The organism is Oceanobacillus sojae, from assembly GCF_900162665.1.
Taxonomy (GTDB): Bacteria; Bacillota; Bacilli; order Bacillales; family Amphibacillaceae; genus Oceanobacillus; species Oceanobacillus sojae_A.
In genome coordinates this window covers 358,412-376,605 of the sequence record NZ_LT727812.1, presented here as the reverse complement: position 1 = coordinate 376,605, position 18,194 = coordinate 358,412, and the positions used below count along the sequence as shown (strand labels likewise).

Below are 18,194 nucleotides of genomic sequence, written 5' to 3'. Positions count from 1 at the left end.
GAGCTGAAAAGTAATTTTTTGTCCTGTGTATTTATAAAGTATTTAATCCATTTGTTAAAAATTCCTATTACTCATATTCTATCTGTTTTCAGTCCTTTAGGCAATATTATATAGAGATAATTTTCATGTTTGCTTCACGCAGCAAATTTTCATAAAAGGGGTCGTTTCCAATACACACGACAGCATCGCATATACTTTGAATTTCATCCATATCATGTGAAGTATACATAATCATTTTATTGTCAACCTGAGCTGTTTGCTTAAGATATCCGGCAATTTCTTTTTTGGATCGTAAATCAATCCCGACTGTCGGTTCATCCAGCAATAATAGGTCGGGATTATGGATTAAACTGATTGCCATATTTAATTTTCGCTTCATTCCACCAGATAATGTGTGGACAGGCTCTTTCCATTTTAACAATTCCATATCCTCACAAAGCTGTTTTAATTCAACCTTCGAGCGATTTATCCAGGAAAGCTTTTCAAAAAAAAGCATATTTTCTTCCACGGACATGTCTTCCCATAAAGCGATATCCTGTGGTACGAAACCAACCATTCTGCGAAGCTGTTTACGATTTTTCCCATATATCCATTTTCCTAAGCGGATACTGCCCGAATCTGCCTTTGAAATAGTTGCTAAGATATGAAGCAGGGAGGACTTACCCGCTCCATTTTCTCCAACTAACCCGATAATTTCACCGGAATTCACTTCAAAAGACAGATTTTCAAGTACTTTCTTTTTGCCGAATGATTTCGACACATTATTAATTTCCAGCTGCATTATTGTAAACTCCTTTCACATACCAAGCAATTAAACAAATCGGCCCAATAAATGTCCAGCCGCTCCACCATTGTTCATAAACAATCTGTCTTAATGGATTTAAAGCAGCAACCCATGGATAGCTTTCGTAAACACCGTCCATCGGTAAAATAATTCCGCTGACAACGATGGTTACTAAAATAATTAGAACGGCAGTTATATAATAAGGAAGCAGTTTTTTAAAGGATAAACCTATTAAAAAGACAAGGATACAAATAGTTAAACGGAAACTGAGTATATATACAAATTGTGACATATTCAACCCTTCATCATATAAAACATGAAAAGCACCCCAAGTGATGATATCTAATAGCAATAACCCAAAACTATAAAGAAGTAGATTGTATACTAAATAGTGCTGAAAAGAAAGGCGGTTAAATATAAAACGGATGCGGACTGTCGCATTTCTTTCTTTTATCAGCCAATCAAATAAGAAGAAGGTGGATAATAGAGCAACGACAGACCATAATCCCCAGGGATTTTGAAATAAAGAAAATCCTGTATCTGTATCTGCATCTTCCCCCAGCAGAGTGAAATTAGTGTAAATAAGATTTTCACTTTCTTCAATAGAATAAATCTCATTAATTATTTCATCATAGTCTGGTATGGAAGAGCTGTGTAATGCTTCTCCTAAATTCATAATGGTGTATGCCGTTTTTGATTTTCCACTATCCTCCTGAACAAAAGAAGCAATCATTTCAACAACAGGGGTATAACCCATCGATAATTCTGTCCGGTAACTTGTAATTAACCGGTTACGCTGCCCAGCTTCAATTGCAGCTTTATATCCTGCTTTAATGATAAATGCGCTGTCCAATTCATGTGTAGCCACCATTTGTCTGGCTTCTGTTTCATTTTCCATCTCAATCACACGGATTAAATCAGAAGAATCCAGTTTTTCTTTTAATTGAACCGCCAAATCAGAATCTTCTTCCAGAATAATTCCAACTGGAATAGCGCTTTGATCCTGGATAGCCTCAGTTCCGGAGATAATTATCCAGGTGAAAAGAATAGGGAAGACAGCCCAAAATAAAATGGATAGGAGATGTTTCTTCGCATGCAGCCATCGTGTAGTAATTATATCCATCATATGCTTCTGCGCTCCTTCCAGCTTAATAGTCCCAGTAACAGGAATATCAGAAACCCGATTAGAAGAAGACTGGAAGTATATTCGGCATAATGTCTTTGGTTAAGGATTATTTCCTGAAGCCAATAAAGACTATTATAGGCATAAGAATAGGGGAGGTAATCCTGAATTCCCATTGGCAGGTAAAGCGTCGGTACAACGGCACCGCTAAATAAAATTAACACAGACACAAAAAATATTTGCACGAATAATTGTAATTTCAACGATGAAATAAATACCTCAAAAACAGCTAAAAAAAGAACAAAACCCACTTGATAGATGGATATAAGTGTTATTGTCCGAATGATATTTTCCTGCGTAAGCTCAATGTCTAAGAAATATAGCAAAGAAAAAAATGAGAGACAAGCCAAAATGAGGGACAGTATCAGCGTTACAATTATTTTTGCGAGTATCTGTCTGAATTGTGTAGCTCCATATAATCGGATGCGCTGACTGATTAAAGCCGGATTTTCTTTGGTAAAAAAATAATATAGTGAAAATAGCCATAAACTGCTGATAACAAACCATGCCCCTAAACTGAAATAAGAAACAGGGGAGGAGCTTGCCTGGTTGGATAAAGTCCGTTCTCTGATAACCTGGTCTCTGCCGACTGTGTAGAGCAGAAATTCCTGAAATTGTTCAAAAACAAATTCATTTCTTGCATCATCATCCATATTAAATTGTTTCGCATAATAATTCATTGCCAGAATGTTAGCCTGTGAGGAACGAATATGACGGACGACACTCTGCAGGGTCTCATTAATCATGTAGCTTTCCAGCTGCTGCTGCCTGTTTCCGACAATAGGAACCTCCACAGAATAACCTTGATACAGGTCCTGGATAAACCCTTTCGGAAAAGCGATATATGTACTTAAATTATTTAATTCAATCTGTTTCATTGCTTCTTCTTCGGATAATTCTTTGACCTCTAAAAAATCAATAAAGCCTGAGGATTGTTCTAATAATTGAACCATCATTTCTGTCTCTGTTGAATTATCTAAATCAACTAAACCTAATTGTATGGCATCCTTCTCATCCTGGGTAAAAAAACTGACAACAATCACCATCATAAGTCCGGCTAAAGCAAGCGGAAATATGAAAAGAAGAGGAAGTGAGTACCACTTCCTCTTAAGTTGCCGCATATGATTTTTTATAAAAAGCCCAGTTTGTTTAAAAAAAATCATGATCATGCACTCTCTTTTCTTTCTAATTCAATCATTTAAGAAATACTTAGAATCCAAATTGCATTAACCATTGATCAAGCTGATTGCTGAAGTCGCCTTGGAAGTATTCTTGCAGTTCTTCAGCGGACATGGCACCAAGATCAACGACATTCGATGTATCAATACCTTCTACAGCATCAATAACAGCACCTTCTGTATTTAAATCCATGGATACATTTTCGACATAACCAGGGAAATCCAATGCAATATTATTATTTGAATTCATTTGGTCGCCATCATAGGTGGAATCGCCGGTCCAGCCAAGATTAACTGTTTCATTTTCTACAGTGAATTGCAGCTGACGGTCGAAATCACGTGTGGAACCATCTAATGTTTCATCGCCAGTATAAGCAGCTGTGAATTCAACCGGGGCATAGCTATCGTCAAACGCAAAGGTAAGATTTGCATTATCTGTAACAGTATCACCAGTACCTTGGAAGTCACCATCAAAAGCAATGGATGATTCTTCTGAGCCATCATTCATCGTTAATGTATGATCAAAATAAATTTGGTCATCATTAAATAATTGTCCGCCTGATAAATTGATAGCAACTGGTTCTTCGCCTTCAGGTGCTAGACTGATAGAAAAGTCGCGCTGTACAACTTTGTTATCAGATATCCAAAGCGTAGATTGAAGGCCTTCAGGGAATTGGAAGCTGGAAATCTCTTCAATACCTTGATCAATAGCATTATCAAACTCTGCCATTACTTCATTAAGCTGCTCTTCAATGACTGCCGGGTCTTCAAGCGGCATATAAGCTGTTTGTTCAAACTGACCTTTTAGAATTTCTTTTAATTCTTCGTCACCCTTCATCTTTTCCAGTACAGAAGTGATGATTGATCTCAGTTCATCTTCTGAAAGATTCAACGTGATTTTTTCAGCACTGATAGAATCCCCGTTTACTTCCACATCTTCTTTTTCACTTTCAAACGAGTCATCTGAAAGTTCTTCATAAATAAACATGAGATATTCATCCTGAATGTATTCTTTTTCTTCATCTGATAATAGAACAGCATCATTTTCAAATACAAGTTCTTCAATACCTAATTGTTCATTACCAGTAAAAGTATAAGGGTCGAATTGAGTTAAGACATTGCCGATATCGTCATCAGAAATCTTAAGAACCTCATCCAGGAAAGGTAGCTGGGCATAAACATCAGGGCCTTCTACGTAGCCGGCTATGCCGCTGAATTCCATACCGCCGACATTTACCGATAAATCGCTGTATGCCTGTTTGTTCTCCAAATCTGTCTCTGAGTTTATTGTAAGCTCAGCATTGGAGAGCATAGCAATTGTCTGTGGATCTGCATAATAGGAATTTTCAAGACCTTCCAGATTTAATCCTAGATTTACTGTTTGGGAAACAGGCTTCTCCCTTGACTGTTCGTACCAGTTTAATTCATCCTCATATCTTGTTTCCGCAAAAGTTTGAAGTTGTTCCATAGAATTTTTCTCAGCTTGGAAATACGTTGCTTTTGGCGTAGATGCTGTCAGGAAGAATGCCGCTGCACCTCCGCCGGCAAGGACGATTACAGCAATAATAATAGCAATAATTCCTTTCGATAGACCTTTCTTCTTTGGTTGTTCATTATCATTTTCAGCCAAAGTACATGCTCCTTTCTAAAAAACTATATTTGCGCAATTTGCACATTTTAAAATGGAAGTAAAAGCTTAGCATATGTAAATTTTGCCAGGCCGCCATTCCTTTTTTTCATACTATAAATTATATTCGCCAGCTGAGAATTAGAATCAAAAATTTATAATATGAAAAACTGCCTCAATTTGTTATAACATTAAAGGAATATGTAGTCAAACCCTTTTTAGTCTTTATTTCCTACAGCTAAGCTTGATTTGCTATTCCCTTTTTAGATAACGATAAACGGCTTGGCAACGGATTACTGAACAAAATATACCAGCTTTTATCTATAATGAAATACGAAAAAAATTAGAAAAGGTTTCAAAGTTTGCTGGATTTGTCGAATTTTCAGAGGAACCAGAAAACAAAGCGTTTTTTGGATTAGAGAATTTGCTGTTTTACAAAAATAAAAATACATGCCAATTCTGTTTAGAAGCAGCATGTATTTTTGTTCTGCAGGAAGATATACAGAAGCATATTTAGAATATATCTGGATATTGAAAAATTATATATCGTTTTGAATCCCGGATTCTAAAGAAGTTATCATCTCTTTTTTCTCTTCCTCATTGGAATGGTTCCAAATCAGCTCAAAAAGAACTCCGAGACCGGGGAGCATTTTTTCTTCTCCATTATTAATGGCATCAACGATAGTTGCTTCTAATTGTTCTTGATCATTATTCGATATGTTTGCATAAATTGCTTTACGGATATTTAAATCCATCACTATTCACTCCTTATTTGTGATATTAAAAGTAGTTTGACCATAAGTCGTGAATTTATGTATGATGTAATTAGAATTTAAAATTGGATAGGATGAATAAAGTGATTACATCTGTGAAGAATGAGAAAATAAAGGCGTTAAAAAAATTACATCAGAGAAAATATCGGAAACAGACGAATACTTTCTTAATTGAAGGTACACATTTAATAGAAGAAGTACTTGCAAGTGATTGGATAACAAAAGAAATTATTGTTTCTGAAGAGGTTCCTGTACCAGGGGCAGCAGATAAATTTCCTGTCACCGAGGTAACAAAACACGTATTTAAAGAGCTTTCCTTTACTGCTTCACCTCAGGGAATGATGGCTGTGGTCGAAATGAAGAAAGAAGATGCAGTTGGCGGGGAAGTAGTTGTTTTATTGGATGCTGTTCAGGATCCGGGTAATTTAGGAACGATTATTCGTACTGCTGATGCTGCAGGTGTAAACGGGATTGTGCTGGGCGATGGCTGTGTCGATTTATATAATGATAAAGTAATCCGCGCAACTCAAGGATCTATTTTTCATTTACCTATTCTGCATGCAGATTTGGAAGCGGAGACTGTCCGGTTGAAACAGTCAGATTACACTGTTTGGGCTACAGTCTTGGAAAAAGCGGAAAACTATAAAAAGCTGCCGGTACCGCAAAAAACAGCAATTATTTTTGGTAATGAAGGTGCAGGAGTAAAGGAATCTTTATTAGAAAAAGCGGATGAACGTGTGACAATTCCTATCCTTGGTAAGGCAGAATCATTAAATGTCAGCATTGCAGCAGGTGTTTTATTGTATCATTTAAAGAATTAGGCTTGCAACGGAGGCATAAATTTTCTATAATAACTGTATTCCATAAATATAATTGATATGTTCTCACAGCATGAGAACAAATAACAAAACGCAATGAAAGAGCAAGTAACTGCCTGGGGAAGTGATTCAGGGAGGAGATGCCTTGACTGGAAGCATCTTTATCATTTCAGGTTAATTACGATTCACTCTGGAGCGGACACTGGGACCATAATTGAATGTAAAGGTGATTCGGATGCCATCCGTTATGAGGCAAGAGTTGGATTGGATACATTTGTTCAGTCAACAAGGGTGGTACCGCGACCATATAGCTTCGTCCCTTTTTTTAGGAGACGGGGCTTTTTTATGTTTTTAACAGTCCATCGAAAACAAGGAAAGTATTAAAAGGAGGTATTTAGCGCGATGAAAGAAGAATTGCAGGCGATAGAATCAGAAGCTCTCGCAGCTGTTGAAGAAGCGGAAGACAGTCAGGCTTTACAAGAGATGAAAGTAAAATATTTAGGTAAAAAAGGCTCTTTGACCACTGTCCTTCGTGGTATGGGTAAATTATCCAAGGAAGAACGTCCGGTGATTGGCGAACTCGCTAATAATGTTCGTGCGTCCATTACAGAGGCATTAGAAGCCAAAACAGAAAAACTGGAAAGAGAAGCTTTGGATAAAAAGCTGGAAACGGAAACCATTGATGTGACACTGCCGGGAAATCCAGTCCATGTTGGGGGCAGACATTTATTAACCAGCATCATGGAAGAAATAGAGGATTTGTTTATCGGAATGGGCTATGAAGTGAAAGAAGGACCGGAAGTTGAAACAGATTACTACAACTTTGAAAAATTAAATTTACCGAAAAATCACCCGGCCCGTGATATGCAGGACACTTTTTTTATTACAAATGAACTTCTTCTGCGTACACAGACATCACCAGTGCAGGCCAGGACAATGGAAGCTTATCAAGGCAACCGTCCGATTAAAATGATCTGCCCGGGCAAAGTATACCGCCGTGATACAGATGACGCAACACACTCTCATCAATTCAGACAAATTGAGGGGTTAGTAGTAGATAAAAATATTACGTTAAGTGATTTAAAAGGTACATTAGATGTATTCGCGAAAAAAATGTTCGGGAAGGATCGAAAAATTCGCTTACGACCGTCTTTCTTCCCGTTTACTGAACCATCTGTTGAAATGGATGTTTCCTGTAAAGTATGTAATGGAGAAGGATGCTCTGTTTGTAAACAGACTGGCTGGATTGAAATTTTAGGCGGTGGAATGGTTCACCCGCGTGTATTGGAAATGAGCGGTTATGATTCCACAATATACAGCGGATTTGCATTTGGAATGGGACAGGAACGTATTGCAATGCTGAAATATGGTGTAAATGATATTCGTCACTTCTACACCAATGATGTCCGTTTCCTATCACAATATCATCAAGCGTAAGAGAAGAAGGAGGAGAGTACATGCTTGTTTCCTATAATTGGTTACGAAATTATGTCAATTTAGATAATGTAACACCAGAAGAATTAGCAGAAAAAATAACACGGTCTGGTATTGAAGTAGAGGGGATCGAATATCTGGCTCCCAAAAGTGAAAATATTGTCGTTGGGTATGTGAAATCCTGTGAAAAGCATCCAGATGCAGATAAATTAAACTTATGTCAGGTGGATGTCGGAGAAGAGTCACTGCAAATCATTTGTGGTGCGCCAAACGTTGGAGCAGGGCAGAAGGTTGCTGTTGCAAAGCCTGGTGCTAAGCTTCCAAATGGTATGAAAATCAAGAAAGTGAAGCTGCGTGGAGTGGAATCAAATGGAATGATTTGTTCCCTGCAGGAGCTTGGATTAGATGAAAAATACATCCCTGCCGATGTCGCAGAAGGAATTTTTGTTTTCCCTGAAGATGCAGAAGTTGGTGAGCCTGTACAGGAACTGCTGAATCTGGATGACGCCATTTTAGATTTGGATGTACTGGCAAACCGGCCGGACGCATTAAGTATGCTCGGTGTAGCATACGAAGTGGCAGCGATATTAGATCAGCCTATTGAGCTGCCTGATGAAAATTTGACCGTAGATGAATCTATAGAAGCAAAAGATTATATCGATGTAAAAATTGATTCTATTGAAAATAATCCTTATTACGGTGCTTTTATCATTAGAGATGTTGAAATAAAACCGGCTCCACTATGGATGCGCAACTATTTAATGGCATCCGGTATTCGTCCAATTAACAACGTAGTGGATATCACTAACTTTGTTTTATTAGAATACGGGCAGCCGCTTCATGCGTTTGATTATGATCAATTTGGATCGAAGCAGGTAGTTATCCGCCAGGGAAAAGAAAATGAAACAATGGTTACTTTAGACGATCAGGAACGTCAATTAAACGAGAATAATCTTGTTATCACTAACGGAAAAGAGCCTGTCGCTTTAGCCGGAGTGATGGGAGGAGCTGATTCCGAGGTAACAGATGGAACAACGAACCTCCTGCTGGAAGCAGCGTATTTTGATTCAGCTTCTGTGCGCCACACAGTAAAGCAAACAGGTTTGCGCAGTGAATCAAGCACCCGCTTTGAAAAAGGTGTTGATCCAAATCGTGTAAAACGTGCAGGAATAAGAGCATGCAGCCTGCTTCAAAAATATGCAAACGGAAAAGTAGCAGGTAGTGTTGTAGAAGTAGATGCGCTGGATAAATCAGAGAAATCTGTGACCGTTACAACAGCAAAAATAAATCAACGGTTAGGGATGGGATTAGATGAAAAAGATGTGACCTCTGTCTTGTCACGCTTACAATTTGAATTCAGTAAGAATGGTGAAGAAATCATCGTTCAAGTACCGACCCGCCGTCTGGATATTTCTATTTTTGAAGATATCCTGGAGGAGGTAATCCGTATTTATGGCTACGATCATTTACCATATACGATTCCTCAAGGCTGGGTACAGGCTGGCGGTTTAACGGATATTCAGCTGCTACAGCGGGAAATTAAAAACTATTTATCAAGTGCAGGGCTGATGGAAACATTAACCTACTCTTTAACAAACGAAAAGGATGCAACCCGCTTCTTGACACCGGATATTGAAGAAAAGCCTGCTTATCCTGTCGGGCTGGCAATGCCAATGAGTGAAGAGCATAGTCATTTGCGTTTAAGTCTTATCCCGGAAATGCTTCGCGTATTGCAGCATAATGTTGCCAGGACACAAACTGACTTAGCCTATTATGAAATTGGTAAAGTATTTGTTTCCAGAGAAGAGAAGGTAGTAAACCAGCCAATTGAAAATCTGCATGTTGCTGGTGCTTTAACGGGTCTATGGCATAATCATCCATGGCAGCAGGAGAAGAAGCCGGTTGATTTTTATGTAGCTAAAGGAATTGTCGAAGGCCTGTTTGCACATTTAGAATTGGATGTTACCTTTGTCCAAACAAAAATGGAAGATATGCACCCGGGACGCTGTGCAGTAATCAAGTTAAATGGAAAGGGAATTGGCTATGTTGGCCAGGTTCATCCACTGACTGCAAAAGACTTTGATGTAAAGGAAACATATGTCTTTGAAATAGATTTGGAATCTGTGTTCGCAGTTCATCAACTGGCACCTTCATTCACAGACATTCCGCGCTATCCATCTGTGACCAGAGATATTGCGTTTATCCTGGATAATGATGTTCCTGCCGGTGATGTCCAAGCAGTTATCATGGAAATCGGAGTTCCATTGGTAAAAGAGGTATCTATATTTGATGTCTATCAGGGAGAGCATATGGAAGAAGGTAAAAAATCAGTTGCTTATCGACTTCTATATCAGGATCCAAGCCGTACATTAAAGGATGATGAAGTAGATGCTTCTTATCAGGAGATTATTGAAAAAGTAAATAATCAATTCGGATCTTACGTCCGCTCATAATCAAAATAAAAGAAAGCCGCTGTCACTACTTTTTCTAAAGCTGTGACAGCGGTTTTTGTTTGTCGTCCGTTGACGATAAAGGATGCGAAAGCGCACATAAATTACCTCTATACAGCAAGGCTTTATATACACAAAAGTGCTAACCTGTATTTTACTTCTGATATTTTGTATTAATTTCACGGAAACAAGAGGAAAACCTTTATAAATCAACAGGTGCTAACCTCCTTAGTAATTTATGTTTGCTTAGGGTTAGCACCTGAATAAATAAAGAAAAGAACCTTTATGTTATACGGAAACGATAGATAATTCTATTTTATCATAAATAAAGACTAATTTTATAATCTCTTCGTCTGGCAATAAATCAATTATCCGGATTAACATTCATAGGCAGCTGCCAATCGATAGGATCAAGATTTTCCTGCTTTAAAATAGTGTTTGTTTTTGAAAAGTGGCGGCATCCAAAGAAACCGCGATGTGCTGATAAAGGACTTGGATGCGGAGCTTTTAAAACATAATGCTTTTCCGTATCAATTAACTCCACTTTTTTCTGTGCTGCTGCTCCCCATAACAAGAACACAACCGGGTGATCCTTCTGATTTAAAGAATCAATCACTTGATTTGTGAATTGCTCCCAGCCTTTATTTTTATGAGAATGCGCCTGATGTGCACGGACAGTCAGAACATTGTTAAGCAAAAGTACTCCTTGATCTGCCCACGATTTCAGGTAGCCGTGGGAAGGAATCTTAAAATCGACATCGGCAGCGAGCTCCTGATACATGTTTTTTAAGGAAGGAGGAACCGGAACACCAGGTTGTACAGAAAAGCTTAGACCATGAGCCTGATGAGGACCGTGGTAAGGATCCTGACCTAAAATAACAACCTTTACGTTTTGGAAATCCGTGAAATGTAGTGCGTTAAAAATATCGTACATATCTGGATAAATTGTGTGTGAGCTGTATTCTTTTTTTAGGAATTCTCGTAAGTGTTTGTAGTAGTCTTTTTGAAATTCTTGCTTTAAAACTTGTTCCCAATCGTTCTTTAAAGGTATATTCATTATGTCACCTCATTTTATAAATATTTCTTTGCTTTGTTTGTATTGGCAAAATGAAGTTTCGCTACATGCCCAAGCTGTTGTTCACCGTGAACTTTTATATAATTGGCAGCCGCTTTATCCACTTTAGCGGAGGCACCCTTGGGCAAGATTATTCCGGCTTCTTCTGATAATTTGTCCATAGCAGTCACAAACCGGGCTCTTGCTAAAATAGAGGCAGCGGCAACATTGATAGAATGGCTCTCTGCTTTAGTAATAAAGGTTGTGTTTTCATGAAGCTTTAATGCTTCTGTTTGCAGATAGCGCTTATATACAGCAGGTTCACAAAACTGGTCAATAACTATTCCGCCGTAAGCAGTTCCGTCAAGTTTTTGGATCAATCTATCAATAGCGTGATGATGCAGCATCGCTTTCATCTTTCCTTGAGACCAGCCTTTATTTTGCAGATGATTATATTTTTCGTTCCCTAATTTAAGAATTGTATATGAAATAGGGAGCTTTAAGATTTCTTGCGCAATATCCTGTATGACATCGTCCTTTAAATTTTTAGAGTCTACAACTCCGAGCTGTTTTAGTTGGAATTGCTGCTCTTTTGCTGCAAAAACTGCAGCAACAGTAATTGGCCCAAAGTAATCACCGGTTCCTGATTCGTCAGAACCAATGTGATTTTTTTGAAAAATAGATGTGTCGATATTTGGGGAATGCTTTGTTATTTTTGCTTGTGTCATGGCAGATTCGTTCTTCCATTGTGTGCTTTCTTTCTCCGGCTGACTCCCTTGAAAAAGGACTTTGCCGGAATGATACGCTGTGACGACAGCATAAGGCGTTTTTGCCCGGAAGACAGCCCCTTGCGGCGTTTTCTCTAAGTAAGCATGATAATGCTTTTTCATTTCTTTTATTTTAGGTGCAGCTAATGTTAATACTTCTTGGCCCAAAGCTTCATTCCTCCAATCATTAGATACCTAAGACTATAGCAAAAATAACGGGATTTTGAAATACTTCTTTTTAAGCAAAGTTCATGTTAATATATAAAAGAATCATCGTTGCACAGGAGGCAGCAAAAAATGACAGACAATGAGAAAAAACGCGTAACTGTTGAAATATATAATCGAACTTACCATGTTGTTGGTACAGAATCAGAACGCCATGTTCAGTTAGTGGCAAATTTAGTAGATCAAAAAATGAATGAAATCCATGATGCAAATAAACAATTAGATACAGCCAGTTTAGCAGTTTTAACAGCTGTAAACACAATGAACGATTATTTAAAACTAAAAGAAGACTATGCAACACTTTTAGGTTCATTACGAAAGAAAGAGGACTAACACACATGATTAACTTAATTTTAATTATTCTTCTGTTATTTGGAATTATGATGGGGTTGAAAAGAGGGTTTATCCTCCAGTTATTTCACTTAACAGGTTTTATTATTGCTTTTATTGTGGCAGTAATGTATTTCCGTCCGTTCGGAGAAAGACTTTCTCTTTATATCCCTTACCCGGACCTTTCAGGAGACGGAGCCTGGTCAGCTTTTCTGGAAAACCTGCCTATAGAAAACGCATTTTATAATGCTATTGCCTTTGCGATTATCTTCTTTGCGGTGAAGTTTATCTTGCAGATTATCGCTTCGATGTTAGATTTTGTAGCTGCGATACCAGTCATCAGCTTTGTTAACAAAATCTTAGGAGCTGCACTTGGCTTTGTTGAATTATATTTAATCAGCTTTATTATTTTATATATCCTGGCATTAACGCCGGTTGGCGGCATACAGGAAGCAATCCAGGGATCCTCCCTGGCAATGCGGATCATTGAGCATACGCCGTATTTTTCAGAACGTATTTTTGAATTATGGTTTAATTTGACGGAATCTTTGACGAAATAAAATAGCAGACCATGAACATGATAATAAGCAAAACTGACTCAAACTAAACCGGCTTGAGTCAGTTTTGTTACGATTGAGTACCTGTGATTTCCTTTGCGGCAGATGGAAGGAAGCTTTGTTTCATGTAAATAGTGACAGAATAGGGTGAGAGTATATGAATAAAAAAGATATCATTCGTTTACTGGAGAAAATAGCAGTTTATATGGAGCTGAAGGGGGAAAACCCTTTCAAAATAAGTGCCTATCGAAAGGCTGCACAAGCTATTGAAACGGATGACCGCAGTTTAAGTGAAATAGATGATTTTACAAAGATAAAAGGTATTGGAAAAGGAACTGCTGCAGTAATTGCTGAATTTATTGAAGCAGGTCAGTCTGAAACACTGAAAGAACTAGAAAAAGAAGTGCCGGACGGACTTGTTCCGCTGCTGGACCTGCCTGGTCTTGGCGGAAAGAAGCTCTCAAAGCTTTACCAGGAGATTGGTGTAGTAGACGCTGATACCTTAAAAGAGGCTTGTTTATCCGGAAAGGTGGAAGCTTTACCCGGTTTCGGCAAGAAATCCGTGGAAAAAATTGTTGCAGCGATCGAGGAAGCCGGCAAGAGACCGGAACGAATTCCTGTAGCCATTATGCTTCCAATTGCAGAAAAGGTCGAAGCTTACTTAGATGACATTTCCAGTATTATCCGCTATTCTCAGGCAGGAAGCATCCGGCGTATGCGTGAGACAGTTAAAGATCTTGATTTTATTATTGCTACTGACAAAACAGAGGAAGTAAAAGAAGCATTAATAAAATTTCCTTCCATCAAAAATGTTATCGCTAATGGTGATACTAAAGTATCTATCACTTTAGAAGAGGTTTATGATATTAATGTTGATTTTCGTCTGGTTTCCGATAGGGAATTTGCATCTACTCTACACCATTTTACCGGCTCAAAGGACCATAATGTGGCGATGCGGCAATTAGCAAAGTCACGTGGTGAAAAAATCAGTGAATATGGTGTGGAAGTAGAAGAAACAGGGGAAACTCTTCAATTTGAAACCGAAGAGTCCTTTTTCAACCATTTCGGTTTGCACTTTATTCCTCCGGAGGTTCGTGAAAATACGGGAGAAGTAGAAATATTTAAAGATAAACAGGAATTAATCCAGCTTTCTGATATCCGGGGAGATTTGCATATGCACACTACCTGGAGTGATGGTGCACAATCTTTGGACGAAATGGTTGAGAAAGTGAAGAGTATGGGTTATTCCTATATGGCAATAACAGATCACTCTAAATATTTGCGGGTAGCGAACGGATTAAATGAAGAACGGCTTCGGAAGCAGCGGGAAGAAATTAATGCTTTAAATGAAAAATATCCGGATTTCCATATTTTTTCCGGTGTGGAAATGGATATTCTGCCCGACGGAAGCCTGGATTTTGATGATGATTTTCTAAAAGAAATGGATTTTGTCATTGGTGCGATCCATTCCAGTTTTCAACAATCAGAAGAAGATATTATGCACAGGTTAAATAATGCACTGGAGAACCCTTACGTTTCCATTATTGCTCATCCGACAGGGAGACTTATCGGCAGAAGAGACGGCTACAGAGTGAATTTAGAGCAGCTGATCGAAAAAGCGAAAGAAACAAATACAGCTTTAGAAATCAACGCCAATCCGAACCGTTTGGATTTATCCCACGAATGGGCTAAAAAAGCTCAGGAAGCAGGCGTAAAGCTGGTTATTGATACGGACGCACATAACTATCAAATGCTTGGACATATGAAATATGGTGTTGCAACTGCCCGCAAAGGCTGGGTTAAACCATCCACAGTTATCAACACATGGTCAAAAGAAGAACTGGTCACATTTTTTAATCGGGGAAAATGAGAATTCTATAAGAGGTTGTTCAAAAAGTCCAATAAAAATGATAAAAAAACGAAATGACTACAAACTTATCTTACAACATAGATATAATTTTTAATAAAAGAGGGTTTTAAAATGAACGAACGCGTATTAAAAACACTTGAATTCCATCGCCTTGCTGAAATGGTGCGTGATCAAGCAGAAACCTCTATCGGAAAGGATTTAGCATCTAAGGTACGACCTAAGTCCTCGCTGGAAAAAGTGGAGGAACTGCAAGCGCAGACAGATGAAGCAGTACAAATTTTTCGGCTGAATAAAGTGATTCCTTTAGGCGGTATATCAGATATACGCCCCAGCGTAAAACGGAGTGCAATAGGCAGTATTCTGGCTGCTGATGAGGTTTTGCGCATTGGTGATACTTTGTATGGCGGCCGGCAGGCAAAAAGCTTTTTGGAGCAGGTGGAGGATTTAGAAATACCTATTCTTCAATCTGCTGCGTCAAATATTATTGCAATCCGTGATTTAGAACAGCATATAAACAGCTGTATTGATGATCATGGTCATATCATGGACGGAGCTTCTTCAGCTTTGCGTTCCATCCGCAGCTCCATCCGTACGTATGAGAGCAGTGTCCGGAGCAAGCTGGAAAGCTATACGCGCTCTAACAGCAAAATGCTCTCAGATGCCATTATCACGATTCGGAATGACCGCTATGTTTTACCGGTAAAACAAGAGTATCGCGGCGCCATTGGCGGTATTGTTCATGATCAGTCATCATCAGGACAGACCTTATTCATGGAACCAAAAACAGTCGTAGATATGAATAATAAATTACAGGATTTGTTTTCTAAAGAAAAGCAGGAAGTGGAACGGATTTTAAAGGAGCTCAGCGGGCATATTGCTTCTTATGAACAGGAGCTTTTGAATAATGTATACTGGCTTTCGCAAATTGATTTTATCAGTGCGCGGGGAAAACTTGCACAAAAAATGCATGCTGTAAGGCCTAAGATGAATATAAATGGTTATATAAAGATGCAGCAGGCAAGACATCCGTATATTCCGGAAGATCAGGTTGTGGCTAATGATATTGAAATGGGAGAAGACTTCCAGGCTATTGTTATTACCGGACCAAATACAGGCGGAAAAACAGTAACATTAAAAATGGTTGGTCTCTGTACATTAATGGCTCAATCAGGATTGCAGGTGCCGGCGCTGGATGGCTGTGAAATGCCGGTATTTGATGAGGTTTTTGCTGATATTGGTGACGAGCAGTCCATTGAACAAAACTTAAGTACTTTTTCTTCACATATGACAAATATTGTAGAAATTATGAAGCATGTAACAGAACAGTCTCTCGTTTTATTTGATGAATTAGGTTCAGGAACAGATCCTCAAGAAGGGGCAGCTTTGGCAATGTCTATTCTTGATGAAGTACTTTCAAAGAATGCAAGTGTTATTGCTACAACACATTACCCGGAATTAAAAGCTTATGGATTTAACCGGAAACAGGTTGTCAATGCATCCGTTGAATTTAATGTAGAAACATTGAGACCTACCTATCGATTATTAATAGGAGTTCCCGGACGCAGTAATGCCTTTGAAATCTCGAAACGGCTCGGCCTTGACGAGGCTGTTATTAACCATGCGAAACAGCTGATTGGAGTAGATTCGCATCAGGTAGAAAATATGATTGCTTCCTTAGAACAGTCTCATACAGAAGCTGAAAAAGATTATGAAAAAGCCCATGAGCTGCTTGAAGAGAGCGAAAAACTTCATGCAGAACTCAAGAAAGCAATGAGCAAATGGGAAGATCGTAAGCAAAAGATTTATGAAAAAACAGAAGAGAAAGCTGAAAAGGCATTGCTTAAAGCACGTCAGGAAGCAGAAGAAATTGTTCAGATGATGCGGAGTATGAAAGACCAATCCGGAATGAAGGAGCATGAATGGATAGAAGCCAAAAAAATGCTTGATGATGCAATGCCTAACCTGAGCAAAGACAAAACAGCAGTACCGCCTGAAAAGAAACAGGAAGATAGTGAGCTGAAGCCGGGAGATGAAATTAAACTTCTTACCGTGAATCAGCTGGGCGAGGTTGTCGATAAGGTTAATGACAAGGAATATATGGTCCAGGTCGGTATTATGAAGGTAAAGGTGAAACGGTCTGATTTAGAGCTTGTCAAGAAGAAGAAAAAGAAACAGGCAGAACCAGTGGCTACTGTAAGAGGAAGCAATCAGCACGTAAAAACGGAATTAGACTTACGCGGCGAACGTTACGAAGACGCCATGCACAAACTGGAAAAGTATGTTGATGATGTATTACTGGCCGGTTATGCGCAGGCATCCATTATTCACGGAAAAGGAACCGGCGCATTACGAAAGGGAGTTCAGGAATTCGTTAAGCGCCATCCGCATATTAAAGGTTCCAGGTCAGGGGAAGCTGGAGAAGGCGGAAGCGGTGTTACAGTAATTCGTTTTGAATAAGCAGAGTAATTCATTTAAATGTTAATGGACATTGGAAAAAGGGATTAATCCATGTATTATTGAAGATGGGCAGTATTGTATGACAGTAAATCCCTTTTTCCCAATGAAGGAGCGAGGAAAATGGAAGGCTTTTGGGAAAACATATTGGTAATAACAGCAGCAAGATATAGCGTGTTTATTTTATCAACTTTACTATTTTTATCAATTTTTGAGCTGGTCACTTCCTATAAAAACTGGGAGGAAATAAAAAATGGAAACATAGCTGTTGCCATGGCTACCGGCGGGAAACTATTTGGTATAGCAATGATTTTCAGATTTTCTATTGAACATAATGATCGATTATTAGTTTCGATGGGCTGGGGCATATTTGGTTTTGTCCTATTAATAGCAGGTTATCTGTTTTTTGAATTTTTAACGCCATTTATGAAAGTGGATGAAGAAATTGGTAATGGCAATAAGGCTGTCGGGTTTATCTCTATGGTTATTTCAGTAGGGTTAGCTTACGTTATTGGAGCCAGTATAGCAGGTTAGGAGTGGGAATTGTGGTATTCGAACGGTTAGCAAAAATATTACTGGCAGTAGGAATCATTTTTTTCGTGGTAGGAATTATCTACTTATTTCTTTGAAATTTAGATAATATTTTCAAAAATAGAAATTAATCGTTATAATAGGTATATACTATACTAA

15 protein-coding genes are annotated in these 18,194 nt (G+C 38.5%); 8 read left to right on the top strand and 7 right to left on the bottom strand.

The genetic code is table 11. The features are described 5' to 3' along the window. Window positions 1–106 precede the first annotated feature (106 nt). The 5 genes from BN1068_RS12710 to sspI form a co-directional block, all read right to left on the bottom strand. Window positions 107–781, bottom strand: a complete 675-nt coding sequence (locus BN1068_RS12710) for an ABC transporter ATP-binding protein (protein WP_077603226.1) — start codon at window positions 779–781, stop codon at window positions 107–109. Continuing rightward, entirely contained in the window at window positions 765–1,910 is a 1,146-nt protein-coding gene (locus BN1068_RS12705; protein ID WP_077603225.1) for an ABC transporter permease, read from the bottom strand. Before BN1068_RS12705 ends, BN1068_RS12710 begins: the two co-directional genes overlap by 17 nt. Beyond that, entirely contained in the window at window positions 1,907–3,130 is a 1,224-nt protein-coding gene (locus BN1068_RS12700) for an ABC transporter permease (RefSeq protein ID WP_077603224.1), read from the bottom strand. Before BN1068_RS12700 ends, BN1068_RS12705 begins: the two co-directional genes overlap by 4 nt. Before the next feature lie 46 nt (window positions 3,131–3,176). Continuing rightward, window positions 3,177–4,775 carry a DUF6583 family protein gene (locus BN1068_RS12695; protein ID WP_077603223.1) on the bottom strand — a complete coding sequence of 533 codons (1,599 nt, stop codon included), beginning with the start codon at window positions 4,773–4,775 and terminating at the stop codon, window positions 3,177–3,179. Between the two features lie 536 nt (window positions 4,776–5,311). After that, window positions 5,312–5,527, bottom strand: a complete 216-nt coding sequence (gene sspI / locus BN1068_RS12690; protein ID WP_077603222.1) for a small acid-soluble spore protein SspI — start codon at window positions 5,525–5,527, stop codon at window positions 5,312–5,314. Window positions 5,528–5,628: 101 nt separating this feature from the next. Here sspI and BN1068_RS12685 point away from each other — a divergent pair, with 101 nt between their 5' ends. The 3 genes from BN1068_RS12685 to pheT all read left to right on the top strand — a co-directional run bounded on the left by BN1068_RS12685 (window position 5,629) and on the right by pheT (window position 10,250). Continuing rightward, window positions 5,629–6,366, top strand: coding sequence for a TrmH family RNA methyltransferase (locus tag BN1068_RS12685; protein ID WP_077603221.1), 738 nt, complete (start codon window positions 5,629–5,631; stop codon window positions 6,364–6,366). Window positions 6,367–6,765: 399 nt separating this feature from the next. Continuing rightward, complete coding sequence (gene pheS / locus BN1068_RS12680) at window positions 6,766–7,800, top strand: phenylalanine--tRNA ligase subunit alpha (protein ID WP_077603220.1); 1,035 nt, start codon at window positions 6,766–6,768, stop codon at window positions 7,798–7,800. Window positions 7,801–7,820: 20 nt separating this feature from the next. Further along, the gene (gene pheT, locus BN1068_RS12675) at window positions 7,821–10,250 is read left to right on the top strand and encodes a phenylalanine--tRNA ligase subunit beta (RefSeq protein WP_077603219.1); all 2,430 of its coding nucleotides are present in this window, start codon (window positions 7,821–7,823) and stop codon (window positions 10,248–10,250) included. Between the two features lie 361 nt (window positions 10,251–10,611). Here the strand turns inward: pheT and ung are convergent, their stop codons facing one another. After that, window positions 10,612–11,304 (bottom strand): uracil-DNA glycosylase, encoded by a 693-nt coding sequence (gene ung, locus BN1068_RS12670; protein ID WP_077603218.1) that lies wholly within the window; start codon window positions 11,302–11,304, stop codon window positions 10,612–10,614. A gap of 14 nt (window positions 11,305–11,318) precedes the next feature. Then, window positions 11,319–12,236 (bottom strand): ribonuclease HIII, encoded by a 918-nt coding sequence (gene rnhC, locus BN1068_RS12665; protein ID WP_077603217.1) that lies wholly within the window; start codon window positions 12,234–12,236, stop codon window positions 11,319–11,321. 129 nt (window positions 12,237–12,365) lie between these two features. Here rnhC and zapA point away from each other — a divergent pair, with 129 nt between their 5' ends. The 5 genes from zapA to BN1068_RS12640 all read left to right on the top strand — a co-directional run bounded on the left by zapA (window position 12,366) and on the right by BN1068_RS12640 (window position 18,038). Further along, window positions 12,366–12,626 carry a cell division protein ZapA gene (gene zapA, locus BN1068_RS12660; RefSeq protein ID WP_077603216.1) on the top strand — a complete coding sequence of 87 codons (261 nt, stop codon included), beginning with the start codon at window positions 12,366–12,368 and terminating at the stop codon, window positions 12,624–12,626. Window positions 12,627–12,631: 5 nt separating this feature from the next. Further along, window positions 12,632–13,183, top strand: coding sequence for a CvpA family protein (locus BN1068_RS12655; protein WP_077603215.1), 552 nt, complete (start codon window positions 12,632–12,634; stop codon window positions 13,181–13,183). A 154-nt stretch (window positions 13,184–13,337) separates the two neighbouring features. Beyond that, window positions 13,338–15,050 carry a DNA polymerase/3'-5' exonuclease PolX gene (gene polX / locus BN1068_RS12650; protein WP_077603214.1) on the top strand — a complete coding sequence of 571 codons (1,713 nt, stop codon included), beginning with the start codon at window positions 13,338–13,340 and terminating at the stop codon, window positions 15,048–15,050. Window positions 15,051–15,161: 111 nt separating this feature from the next. Beyond that, window positions 15,162–17,507: an endonuclease MutS2 gene (locus tag BN1068_RS12645; RefSeq protein WP_077603213.1), complete on the top strand. Its 2,346-nt coding sequence runs from the start codon at window positions 15,162–15,164 to the stop codon at window positions 17,505–17,507. A gap of 120 nt (window positions 17,508–17,627) precedes the next feature. Further along, a complete protein-coding gene (locus BN1068_RS12640) occupies window positions 17,628–18,038 on the top strand; it encodes a DUF350 domain-containing protein (RefSeq protein ID WP_077603212.1) in 411 nt (136 codons plus the stop codon). Window positions 18,039–18,194 lie beyond the last annotated feature (156 nt).